Below are 11,900 nucleotides of genomic sequence, written 5' to 3'. Positions count from 1 at the left end.
TCTGTCAGGTCGCCGCGAGCCAAAACTGCCTCCTAAAAAGCAGTCTTGAATCACGCTTCTGCTGATTTGGGAATCCACTTTGTCAACAGGACCTAGACCGGTAGGCCCGATTGCTTACGCAGGCTCTTATCGAATGCCGCTTCAGGTACCAGCCGACGCAGTAATCGTATTTTTCCAGCAAGCTTCCCGGCGGTGTAGCGGCGCTTGGGAGCGGTTGCAATTACAGCTGCGAGAACTGTAGTCGCTACCGTTTCGGGGGTATCTCCGACAGCGATCTGATCGCGCAAGTGCTCCGACATCGTAAAGCGCATCGGCTCATACAGGCCGATAGGCTGATCGGGCTCCAGTACGTTTTCCTCGAAGGCGGAGCGAGTATAGGCAGGCTCGATCAGAACGACCCTAATTCCGAATGTGCGCACTTCATGATCGAGAGATTCCGAGTATCCTTCTATCGCATGTTTGGTCGAGGCATACAGCGCGTTATATGGCGAAGGAATTAGACCGAGAACCGAGCTGATATTGATAATACGGCCTGATTTTTGCCGCCGCATCACCGGCAGAACTGCGTTCGTAACACGGATGACACCGAAAACATTCACGTCAAACAAGGCTTGCGCCTGAGCGATTGAGGATTCTTCCGCCCCGGCCAGGAGGCCAATGCCGGCATTGTTTACCAGCACATCAATCGAGCCGGCTTCATTCAAGACAGTCTCGACCAACTTTCCAACCGACGTCTCCTCAGTGACATCGCAAGGCACCATGGTAATGCCGTCGACATTTTCGTAATTTGCGCGCCTGCTTGTCCCGAACACACGGTATCCGGCGTTAAGCAATGCTTTTGCTGTGGCCAGGCCAATGCCGGAAGAGGCTCCGGTAACAAGAGCAACATCAGGTTTTGAGCGATTCATGGGATCGGTCCTTGGTGTTTCGCGACTGACGGCAGCAAGGCTGTCTGTCCGGATTATAGGTTGTGTTTCAAAATTCGCCTTTCCAACGACGGAAAAGCACACTGGCGTTCACGCCTCCAAAGCCGAAGCCATTGGAAAGCGCATACTCCATGGCTTTCGGCTGGGCTTCTTTCGCCACGAACCCGATACCTTCACCAGCAAGATCCGGTGTATCGAGATTGAGGGTTGGCGGGGCGATTTGGTCGCGGAGAGCGAGGATGGCAAAAATCGCTTCCAGTCCACCGGCTGCCCCCAGAAGGTGGCCGGTCGCTGATTTGGTCGCGCTGACTGCTACTTTGGTCCCGGCACCGAATACGGATTTTATGGCCGTCATTTCGCCCAGATCCCCGATTTGGGTAGAGGTTGCGTGCGCATTGATATGCGCGACATCGTCAAAGGATATGCCTGCCTGGGATACGGCAAGCTCTATGGCCCGTCGCGCGCCACTTCCATCTTCAGGCCCTGACGTGATGTGATGCGCATCGGCAGATGTGCCGTAACCCACAAGCTCGGCCAGCGGAATTGCGCCGCGCGCCAGGGCGTGACTGAGAGCTTCGATCACAAGGATGCCTGCACCTTCGCCCATAACAAACCCGTCGCGTTGTGTGTCGAACGGACGAGAGGCTTTTTCCGGAGTATCATTGAACCCCGTTGACAATGATCGTGCGGCTGCAAATCCGCCCAGGCTGACTTCGTTGACAACCTTGAGCAACGGACGAACAATATCGGCACGAAGCGCCGCTAGAATTCTGTTACTGTTAAGTTGCAAGCTTCCATGAGAATTCTGCAGACGTTACATAAATCGAAATTGCTCATCGCCTGGCCCGGATTGTCACTCCACAGGAGCGCAGCGCGGATATCAGATCAACTTATCGAATAAGTTCAACGGCGGGAGAGGCAACTAGTTTTGAGCCGACGGCACGATCAAATACCGCAACACAGTTTGATGCCGTGAGGCGCGAAGAATAGAGGATACCGTCCACTGCGTAAGATCCAAAGACATTCTCGCTCAGCCTTTGGCCTTCCCTGTGCTCCTTTGCGCGGGCTGCATCCGTACTGACACCGAGCCGAAGAAGACCTGTCGTACGCAAATCCAAGACAATAAGAGGATCGGTGGCCGTCACTTCCGTTACAATCCAGTCTTCAATTTCACTCTCATCGAGGACGCGTTCGTCTGTACCTTCAAAACGGTCGCGGATGATCGTCTCAGCGATCGCAGTCGCAAGATCAAATGCGGCATAAAGCAGCCGAAATTTCCGGTTAGGACTTGAGAACCGGGAATGGCCGAACCCCATGCCGAGCGGTGTAGACATGTAGGTTGCAGGCATTATGCGGAGATAGGAAACCGGACGAAAAGCAAGCGCGAGTTCACGAACTGTTTGGGGATTAAGCTTCACGGTTCAATTCAACCAAAATCGCGCTCGGCAGCATCCAGAACGACCTCAAGATTACCCTTCTTGAGATGTTCGAGTGGTGTTCCACCGATGCTCGGCTTCAGGTCGGTCAGCCATCGCCAAGCCACACGCGGATTGTGGATGATTCTCATTATCTGCGCCATGCCTTCGACCGGACGACCGTCCACGAACTGTGCCAGAGGAAAAACATGCTTCCGCTCCCCTTTGAGCAAACCGATGACAGCTCCGCGTTTGTGCCAGTCGTGCAATGTCGACCGCTTTGTCCCGAATTTCTTTTCGATGTCGCCAGGACCAGCTACCGCCCCGGCCCAGTCTTCGATGCGGGTTGGCTTAGCGAACTCGGCAAGTCTCCGGCGCCCTTCATCCTTATCCACCAATTGACCAGGACCCATACCCTGGCTGACCTCGACAAACTTTTCGACTGGAACTTTCGCGAGTGTGTGACTAGATTTTGTGGCAAGTTCCGAGACGACAGCTTCCACAATATGAACAAGCTCGGTTTCGTTCGCTGCAATCCGACGCTGTTGCTCGACAGAAAGTCGTGCTGCCGCTGCGGAGACCACGGCCATGACCTTGCCCGTCGCGACAAGCGCCGGCTTTGAAAGGCCGGGATTGTATCGAGCAAGAACCTTGAGAACGTCAGCGACCGCAGCCGGATTGACTTCCGACCTCGCACGGACTTGCGATTTCCGGGTAACAACTGTCATCTTCAGCTCCCTTCAATTTATCACAGCTAATATAGTGCAGATTATCCGGTTTGTCCAGATTGTTCCCCGTGACTTTACGAGCAATCGGCATTGAGGTACATGATACTCCGCGCAGGATCCGGCACCCTTTTGGACAGGAAGGTATCTGGTCAATTGGATCGGTGAAACCCAAAAAAAATCCAAGCCGCAACAACGTCGCGGCTTGGAGTGTTATAGAAGCAAGATAACAGGTAGCTGCTAACCGATGACAAAAATCTAATAACACTTTTCCCGGCGCCTCCTGTCGGGACAAATCCGCAAGCTACAAAATGGCGAAGAACCCGACGAGCTTTTCCAGGCCAGCCACAGCCAACCTCAAATGGGTACGCAGCCCATCAATCGTTTGAGTTTTACCAAGGGATTTGAACGTTGCGCGGTTTCACTTTCGCCCAAAAGGCCTCACCGACCCCAAAAATTCTGCCGGATACAATCCAGAGCGCTAACCAGGCGCGTGACCGGATGTTGTTCCCTGCACACTTCAAATTCGATGTCGACCTTGATAGGGTTCACCGCGTGTAAACATCATCTATAACGTGACCGGAGATGTCTGCATACCCCGGCGGTCCGGGAAGAGCCGCGGGGGTTTAGAGGATTTGGGGGATGAAGATGAACGTCGCAACACAGCACATGCACACCATAATGACGTATCGCACAGAAAACAGGTCGCCGAACCAACCATCGAAACGATCATCCTGTGCTGATATCACCTGTTCGTTGGCTTCAGTGGTGAGAAGCGCGTTTAACGCTTTTGGTCTATGATAATCGAGATGACCATGCATGACCCCGCTCCTGTATATTGGGAGCAATATTTATCATAAAGCCAAATTTCGATCATCTTTGACTTTCGTTGATCGAGAGATTTTTACGATCATGCCGTCGTCAGACGGGAGCGGGTTGTAAAACCGTGAACAGCGCCCCACCGTCGCGGTCCAGCTCCTGAATATCCAGGAGAAGCAAGCCATCGGATTCAAGCGCGACAAGCTCTGTCTTGGTAGCGTTCATTGCTGCTGCAACGGCCTTTTTGTTCCCCCACACTTTTCCACGCCTGGTCACATCCGGACCATCTTCAGGGCTCGCGATGCTAAATTCAACGCCGCCAACATCAACGCCGTCGCAGATGAGATTTCCGGTTCCATGCAATAATGTAACAGCCATCATTATCCCCTATAGTTCACCTAAATCGCTCGAAGTTTAACGTTCTGTCAGTTCTCAGAACCACCCTGCTTCGCTTTCAACCGCTCATTCAACAGGAGCTTGAGCCGGGCATTTTCCGCTTCCAGCTCTTCCAGTTCTTCGTCTGTTACCGGCCCGTCCTCCGTCTTGGGGCTTGGCCTTTTTGCACGGGACCGCTTTTGTGGTGATTTGCGAACGGGAAGGAAGGCGACAGTTTCATCTATCTCCTCCTTCCTCTCGGGCTCCGCAACCACTGGCGGTTCATGAGGGGCCTTCGGCTCTTCAGCGAATGATAACACCTCAGAAAAAGCGTTGGGCTCAACCGGACGGGTTGTCTTGCCATTCTCTTCGTCGGGATCTTTTGTCGTAACTTTGATGGATAGTCGCGTTGGCAATATAGGATCAAGCTGCTCAGGACTTTCACTGGCTGTAGGTCCAGCATCGGGCATTTCGTCCGGCAAAGCCGACTTCTTCCGCGATCGCCAGCTTTTCAATCCCGCGACAAGACGTTTACCCAGTGACTTCATCCTGATCGACCTCCCCATACCTACCGCAACAGCGCGCAGAAATGCTGTCAGCTTAGGCCTGGCAACACAATAGTAGTGGCAACCATAGCCCTTACACATGTCACCAGAACGCATGAACACACCAGTTATCGACGCTGGCAGGACAGTCTTAGCGACCGTTTCTCTACTGCCGTTCTTCCAATCGTCGGAGCATTTTGTGCAACTGCCTGTTCTCCATGCGCAATCTGGCGGCCAGTTCACGTTTCAGATCGGCATTCTCGTTTTCCAGAGCTGACAATTCAGCCTGAATATCGGGCTCGGCAACAATCCGATTTGCCACTTCTCGTTTAAACGGGACTGATTTTTTCATACGACGTCGAACAGACGGCTTTTTCTCCCTGACAGCAGCATTTCCCGCCATGTTTGCCGTTTGCAACTCTTCCATTGCGATCAGCACCTCTTCAGGCCCCGAAGCGTCAATGTAGGAAAGTTTTGGCGCGCGGGGAGCCTCTTCAACTTGCTCAATGACTAGCTCGGCATACGCCACAACTTTTGTAGTGGCGTTCTCAGTTCTGCGCTCGATCGGCTTGGGCAGATCAGGCTGGGCCTGAACCTCCATTGGAGATTGGGGCGCATCCGCCTCCACTTGCCGGGCAATCGACTTCAGATCCAGATTTCCCCATAAAGATGACGAGCCCTTGCGGGTACGCTTGTTCTTATATTCAACAACAATATTACGGTTTGGATTTCTCATCCGTGAGTAGCTTTCCCGAGGAAATTTAAAGGTACGCTCCACGCGCATCAGAGGGCGTTTACCAGTAGCTACATATTATGCGTCGGATTTTCAACGCTCAACAGAATGTCCACCTGATCGATATGCCCTTAAAGCAAGTCTATCTTATCTTGAACACATGATGTACACGGCCTTATTGTTACATCAACCATTGACCTGTATTTTTTACGCCTAAATGAATTTCTAAACATCGATCTGGAGAAGCAGACCATGGCAGACGAAACCATTGCAGCAGTAAACGAGACGCCCGTTGTGGTGAAAGCTGCCGAGCCTGTTGGTGCCACGAAGAAAACCCGTGCACCACGCAAGAAAGCTGAGCCAAAGCCTGTAAAGGCGGCTGTACCTGCCGCTAAAGCGACCAAAGTCGCGGCAAAAACAGCCCCCATTGCAGCAGAGCCAGCCACCCGCACGGTCAAGAAATATACTCCCGCACAACGCGCTTCAATTCTTGCTGCCGTTGAAAAGAGGACCAAAGGCGGCAAGACTACACTGAAAGCCGCGCTGCAGCAGTTGGAAGTCAGCGAACAGACTTATTACAACTGGAAGAATGCCGCTGGCAAAACAGCACCGGTAGCAGCAAAGGCAAAAACGACAGCGGGGGCGAGCGACGATCTGAAGACTCTGATTACACTGGAAGCGGAAAACCTGAAGCTGCGCAAGGAACTCGCCGCAAAACTACGCGCAGAAAACGAAGAACTGCGCAGACGTCTCGGACGGACTTGAGCCTAATTGCAATTATAGTATCAGCGAAAGCGCCATCAGAACAGGTGACTTCCTGCACGCCGGTCACCTGTTCGCCTTTCAGGTGAACGAAATCTTGACTCGCTGTTTTCTCTCTTGAGAAGTCATCCAGCAAAGCCATGAGCAATGATTAAATTCGCATCTGACTTGGATTGAATGCAGTCCGGAATTTATCACTACCCTCACCTACAGCCTATTGGGGTCGGTTCCGGCTGGGGGCGAAATGACACTCTAAGCGCCCTTGGGAATCTCCTTCAACGGGAATTTCTCGATTGAACCCGAAGTAGTCACATCCAAAAGTTGTTCCGTTGCAAGACCGCCAAGCGTCAGTATGGCTGACGATATGCTGTCATCCCAATGATGTCCGCAGCTGATGCGCAGGCAATTCCTGTAGGTGTCTGTTGCAGAAAATATTGTTCCAGGCGCAAAACAGATTTTCTTCTTCAATGCGATCTGGAAAAGCTCCTCACTGTCAAAGCCAGGCGGCAATTCGAGCCATAAAACGAAGCCTCCCGCTGGATCTGATATCTTTGTGCTAGCAGGGAAGCTTGAGGCAATCTGTAGGCGCGATCGCACCAAGTTATTGCGCAGAGCGGACAATACTTTTCGAACGTGGCGAGCGTAGGCCCCGGTTTCGATAAAGCGTGCCATGGCTACTTGTGGCAAAATGGCATTGCAAAGGGAGGCCGCGAATTTGCGATCTGCTATTTCATCAAGTCGTGTCTTTACCCGGACCCAGCCAATCCGATATCCAGGCGCGACAGACTTCGAAAAAGAAGAGCAGTAAAACACTTCGGCCTTGCTGTTGAAAGCAGTAAACGGCTTAGGACGCGAACCACGAAGAACAAGATCTCCATAGGTGTCATCCTCAATGAGAGGGACCTTGTGTTCCGCAAGGATATCCAGAATCTTCACTTTGCGATCATCCGGCATCGTCGCGCCCATCGGATTGGAGTAACTCGACGAGAACAAACAGGCCGCCACATTGTGCCTGCTGAGGCAGGTTCTTAAATCATCCGGACAGACGCCTTGGTGATCCGTCGGGAGCTCTAATACTCTCAGGCCTTGAGCCTCCAAGATCTGGAGGACACCAAAATACGTCGGAGATTCAAGTGCAATCGTATCTCCCCGTCGAGCCACGGTCTGCAAGATCAAGCTTAATGCCTCGGTGCAACCGTTTGTAATGATAATTTGCTCGGGATCGGCAAAGTCTCCGATGCCGGCATGGCGCTTTGCGAGTTGCTCTCTTAGTTCTTGCAGTCCTAAGGCCGGCGCGTAAGTGTTCAAACGCCCTTGCGCAGTTCGATTGATGCGATTCATGAGCCGATCAATTTTGATCGTATCCAGTAGTTCCGCGCTCGGAACAGCACAGCCCAATGGCGCAACATCCGTTCTCGAAACCTGGCTCAACAGAGCCATTGCCGGTTTGCTGATGCTAAGTTGAAGAGCGTTGCCGCGAGGACTTGTCCGACCCGGGATATTCACGCTCGCCAGCTTTGTCCTGGAAACGAAAAACCCTGATTTGGGACGAGACTCGATCAAGCCCAGAGCCACCAGCTCTTCATAGGCGGTCAACACTGTCGTGACACTAACGCCCACGTCTTCGGCGAGCTTTCGCAGCGATGGCAACTTTTCACCGGGTTCCTTACCGCCCGACCTGATTTGATTGGCGAAGTCGAGCACCAGGCTCGTGTAGAGGTATTGGTTCCGCTCGATATCTGTACTGGTCGAATTTGTCATTTCTGTATCTGATATTTCAGAGCGACTTGTGTCAACTCTGGTCATCGCAGTTCAACTAGAGGAAGCCGAAATGTCAGCAGTCCCAACTCGCACTGCCATCAACCTCTCCCAGAAAATGTCCTTGATACGAGACCAATGGATGCCTCGGGTTATTGCGGAAATGAACGACTATCAGCTCAAGGTGGTAAAGCTTGAAGGTGATTTCGTTTGGCATGACCACCCGGAAACGGATGAGACTTTTCTCGTTCTGGATGGCGAACTGAGAATCGATTTTCGGGACGGGTCAGTGACGCTCGGACCTGGCGAGCTATACGTGGTTCCCAAAGGCGTCGAACATAAGCCCTATGCAAAAAATGAAGTTCAACTCATGCTGATCGAACCTAAAGGTGTCCTCAATACCGGACACGCTGGAGGAGACCGAACAGCAGAGAATGACGTCTGGATTTGATGTCGGTTAAGCTGCGTCGTTCGCAGGGCATCGGTGTCGCTTGGCGATCTCAGCAACGGTATTTTTGCTGATGCCGAGGTCGCGGGCGATCCAGCGATAGCTGCGACCTTCTGCGATGAGCGCCACGACTTTCGGCGCAAGCCGATCTGACTTGGGGCGTTCTCCTATTTGACGGCCGAGCCTTCTACCGCGTGCCTTGGCTGCTGCGAGACCAGATTTGACGCGCTCGCTGATTAGGTCGCGTTCAAATTCCGCGATGCCGGAGAGAAAAGTCGCCAGCATTCGGCCATGTGGAGACGACAGATCGAAGGCCATGCCGCTCATGGTGATGATGGAAACCTTCCAGCCTTCCAGCTCGCGCAACGTATTGAGAAGGTCGATGGTCGAACGGCCCCATCGAGACAGCTCAGTTACGAGGATGGCATCGATCTGTCGGGACTGGGCAAGTGCCATGATCTTTCGCCGCTCGGTGCGGTCAAGTTTCGCGCCCGAACCTGTCTCTTTGAATGTTGCGACTACCTCATAACCTGCTCGGTCAGCGAAAGCAGCCAAATCGCGCTCCTGCCGCTCGCATGACTGGTCAGCAGTCGAAACACGGCAGTAAATTGCGGCGCGCTGTCCCAATTGAACCCTCGTGGATTTTGGTGCCGGAAGGCCTTGATTTGTAGGGGCTGATTGTTGTCCAAAACAGACTATACTTCAATAGGGACAGTTGCGGCATGCCAAGGCGACATATTCTCACCGAACGACAGCGCTCGGCGCTCTTCGATCTGCCGACCGACGAACTCTCGTTGCTCAGGCACTACACGCTGGCCGACGACGACCTTGAACATATCCGGGAACGGCGCAGGCCGGAGAACCGGCTCGGGTTCGCTTTACAGCTATGTGCCCTTCGCTATCCCGGTCGTGCGCTCGCTCCAGGAGAGTTGATCCCGCAAAAAGTCTTGTCTTTTATCGGAGCTCAACTCGGCATCCCGGCTGACGCGCTTCTCACCTATGCTACTCGCCGCCAGACCCGCCAGCAGCATATGGAAGCCCTACGTGAGATCTACGGCTACAAGGCGTTCGCGGGCCGTGGCGCACGTGATTTGCGAGACTGGCTTTTCGATCAGGCCGAAGATGCGAGGTCGAACGAGGATCTGGCGCAGCGCTTCGTCGCGCAATGCAGGAGAATGGTGACCATCCTGCCGGCGGTGTCAACGATCGAGCGTCTGTGCGCCGATGCTCTCGTTGCGGCCGAGCGACGCATCGAGGCACGGATAGCGGAAAGGCTCGATTTTAATGCGCGCGAGCGACTGGACGGGCTTCTGACCGAAATGGTGGACGGAAACATCAGCCGTTTCATCTGGCTTCGCCAGTTCGAGGTCGGCAGCAATTCCGCGTCAGCGAACCGCTTGCTTGATCGGCTGGAGTTCCTGCGCGGTCTGGAGATCGATCCTCAGATCCTCGTAGGTATACCGCCACACCGCATCGCGCGTCTGCGTCGGCAGGGCGAGCGTTACTTCACGGATGGCCTGCGCGACATCAGTTCGGATCGGCGATGGGCGATCATCGCCGTCTGCGCCGTCGAATGGGAAGCCGCGATCGCCGACGCCGTTATCGAGACCCACGACCGTATCGTCGGGAAAACCTGGCGAGAGGCGAAACGGCTCCATGACGAGCGGATTGCCGATTCCAAGGTGGCGGTCACGAATACGCTTCGCGCTTTCACGGCCTTGGGTGCCTCTTTGCTGGAAGCTCGCGACGATGGCATTCCGCTGGAAAATGCAATGGCACGATCGGCAGAATGGCATCGGCTTGAACAACTGGTCGCCGCAGGGACGCAACTCACCAATACATTCGCGGATGAACCGTTGGCCCACGTCGGACAAGGGTATCATCGGTTCCGCCGATACGCGCCGCGGATGTTGCGATGCCTGAAGCTGAAAGCTGCACCCGTGGCCGAGCCATTGATTTTAGCCGCAAAAGCCATCGGCGCGATGCGCATATTGCCCTCGGCCGACGCATCTTTCCTTCGGCCAAATTCGAAATGGCAACGCCATCTCCGCGCGCAAGATGGAAGCGACAGTCGTTTATGGGAAGTCGCGGTCCTGTTCCATCTCCGCGATGCTTTCCGATCGGGAGACATATGGCTGGATCATTCCCGCCGATACGGTGATCTAAAGCAGGTCCTTGTACCGTTGACCTCGGCGCAGGCGAACGCCAGACTGGCAGTTCCTCTTGACCCTCAGGCCTGGCTGACTGATCGCAAAGCCCGTCTTGCGGACGGCTTGAAGCGGTTGGCGCGTGCCGCTCGCGATGGGACTATTCCCCATGGCAGCATTGAAGATGGAACGTTGCGGATCGACCGGCTGACCGCAGACGTTTCCGAGAACGCAGAGGAACTGGTTCTCGATCTTTATCGTCGGATGCCGCCGGTGCGGATCACAGACATCTTGCTGGAGGTTGATAAGGCGATCGGCTTCTCCGACGCCTTCTCCCATCTGAGAACCGGAGCGCCATGCACCGACCGGGTCGGCTTGTTGAATGTCCTGCTTGCGGAGGGACTGAACCTCGGCCTTCGTAAAATGGCGGAAGCCTCGAACACGCATGATTACTGGCAGCTCTCACGCCTCGCCCGCTGGCATGTCGAGAGCGAGGCTATGGACCAGGCACTGGCAATGGTCGTAGCCGCGCAGGGGAAGCTGCCGATGTCCCGGTTCTGGGGCATGGGGACGACGGCATCGAGCGATGGCCAGTTCTTCCCATCGGCACGACAGGGCGAGGCCATGAACATGATCAACGCGAAGTACGGCAATGAACCTGGGTTGAAAGCCTACACCCACGTCAATGACCAGTTCGCGCCCTTCGCGTCGCAGACTATTCCCGCAACGGTCAGCGAAGCACCGTACATCCTCGACGGCTTGCTGATGAATGAGGCTGGTCGGCAGGTTGGGGAACAATATGCCGATACGGCCGGCTTCACGGATCACCTTTTCGGCATCAGCGCCATGCTTGGCTATCGCCTCATCCTGCGTATTCGTGATTTGCCATCGAAACGGCTCTACGTGTTCAATCCTGCAGCAACGCCGAAGGATTTGCGCGGCCTGGTCGGCGGCAAAATCCGGGAAGAGCTGATCGTCGCAAATTGGCCCGATCTATTCCGGTGCGCCGCCACGATGGCTGCGGGCAAGATCAGACCGAGCCAGTTACTCCGGAAACTCGCATCCTATCCCCGACAGAACGATTTGGCGGCGGCATTGCGCGAGGTAGGACGCGTCGAACGTACTCTCTTTATCATAGAGTGGATCCTCGACACTGAACCGCACCGAGTTTGCCGGAGACCCCAACTCGTGAGAAGTAGGGTCTATGACAAGCAAGACGACGAACAAGTTTTCTCCTGAAGTGCGCG

The 11,900-nt window shown here is 54.3% G+C and carries 11 protein-coding genes and 2 pseudogenes; 3 read left to right on the top strand and 10 right to left on the bottom strand.

What is annotated here, in order from left to right; all coding sequences use genetic code 11:
* Positions 1-92: 92 nt before the first annotated feature.
* The 8 genes and pseudogenes from FHS76_RS21920 to FHS76_RS21885 form a co-directional block, all read right to left on the bottom strand.
* Positions 93-908 carry an oxidoreductase gene (locus FHS76_RS21920; RefSeq protein ID WP_183658361.1) on the bottom strand — a complete coding sequence of 272 codons (816 nt, stop codon included), beginning with the start codon at positions 906-908 and terminating at the stop codon, positions 93-95.
* A 67-nt stretch (positions 909-975) separates the two neighbouring features.
* Positions 976-1,647, bottom strand: a pseudogene (locus tag FHS76_RS21915) (beta-ketoacyl synthase N-terminal-like domain-containing protein); the annotation flags it as partial.
* Between the two features lie 169 nt (positions 1,648-1,816).
* Positions 1,817-2,344: an RES family NAD+ phosphorylase gene (locus tag FHS76_RS21910; protein WP_183658358.1), complete on the bottom strand. Its 528-nt coding sequence runs from the start codon at positions 2,342-2,344 to the stop codon at positions 1,817-1,819.
* Positions 2,345-2,352: 8 nt separating this feature from the next.
* On the bottom strand, positions 2,353-3,069 hold the full coding sequence (locus FHS76_RS21905; RefSeq protein WP_183658356.1) for an antitoxin Xre/MbcA/ParS-like domain-containing protein: 717 nt from the start codon (positions 3,067-3,069) through the stop codon (positions 2,353-2,355).
* Positions 3,070-3,692: 623 nt separating this feature from the next.
* Positions 3,693-3,887 carry a hypothetical protein gene (locus FHS76_RS21900; RefSeq protein WP_183658353.1) on the bottom strand — a complete coding sequence of 65 codons (195 nt, stop codon included), beginning with the start codon at positions 3,885-3,887 and terminating at the stop codon, positions 3,693-3,695.
* 100 nt (positions 3,888-3,987) lie between these two features.
* The gene (locus FHS76_RS21895) at positions 3,988-4,263 is read right to left on the bottom strand and encodes a hypothetical protein (protein ID WP_183658349.1); all 276 of its coding nucleotides are present in this window, start codon (positions 4,261-4,263) and stop codon (positions 3,988-3,990) included.
* A gap of 47 nt (positions 4,264-4,310) precedes the next feature.
* On the bottom strand, positions 4,311-4,808 hold the full coding sequence (locus FHS76_RS21890) for a hypothetical protein (RefSeq protein WP_183658346.1): 498 nt from the start codon (positions 4,806-4,808) through the stop codon (positions 4,311-4,313).
* A 163-nt stretch (positions 4,809-4,971) separates the two neighbouring features.
* A complete protein-coding gene (locus FHS76_RS21885; RefSeq protein WP_183658343.1) occupies positions 4,972-5,541 on the bottom strand; it encodes a hypothetical protein in 570 nt (189 codons plus the stop codon).
* Positions 5,542-5,790: 249 nt separating this feature from the next.
* Here FHS76_RS21885 and FHS76_RS21880 point away from each other — a divergent pair, with 249 nt between their 5' ends.
* The gene (locus tag FHS76_RS21880; RefSeq protein WP_183658340.1) at positions 5,791-6,303 is read left to right on the top strand and encodes a transposase; all 513 of its coding nucleotides are present in this window, start codon (positions 5,791-5,793) and stop codon (positions 6,301-6,303) included.
* A 249-nt stretch (positions 6,304-6,552) separates the two neighbouring features.
* On the opposite strand, the gene FHS76_RS21875 is transcribed toward FHS76_RS21880, so the two are convergent.
* Complete coding sequence (locus FHS76_RS21875; protein WP_183658329.1) at positions 6,553-8,061, bottom strand: aminotransferase-like domain-containing protein; 1,509 nt, start codon at positions 8,059-8,061, stop codon at positions 6,553-6,555.
* Between the two features lie 70 nt (positions 8,062-8,131).
* On the opposite strand from FHS76_RS21875, the gene FHS76_RS21870 reads away from it, so the two are divergent.
* Complete coding sequence (locus FHS76_RS21870) at positions 8,132-8,509, top strand: cupin domain-containing protein (protein ID WP_183658326.1); 378 nt, start codon at positions 8,132-8,134, stop codon at positions 8,507-8,509.
* 6 nt (positions 8,510-8,515) lie between these two features.
* Here the strand turns inward: FHS76_RS21870 and FHS76_RS21865 are convergent, their stop codons facing one another.
* Positions 8,516-9,133: a recombinase family protein gene (locus FHS76_RS21865; protein ID WP_183658323.1), complete on the bottom strand. Its 618-nt coding sequence runs from the start codon at positions 9,131-9,133 to the stop codon at positions 8,516-8,518.
* Between the two features lie 95 nt (positions 9,134-9,228).
* Between FHS76_RS21865 and FHS76_RS21860 the strand changes: the two are divergent.
* Positions 9,229-11,820 (top strand): annotated as a pseudogene (locus FHS76_RS21860) (Tn3 family transposase); the annotation flags it as partial.
* Positions 11,821-11,900: the final 80 nt, after the last annotated feature.

It is taken from the genome of Brucella daejeonensis, from assembly GCF_014199265.1.
Classification (GTDB): Bacteria; Pseudomonadota; Alphaproteobacteria; order Rhizobiales; family Rhizobiaceae; genus Brucella; species Brucella daejeonensis.
This window is presented reverse-complemented; position numbering and strand designations above follow the sequence as displayed.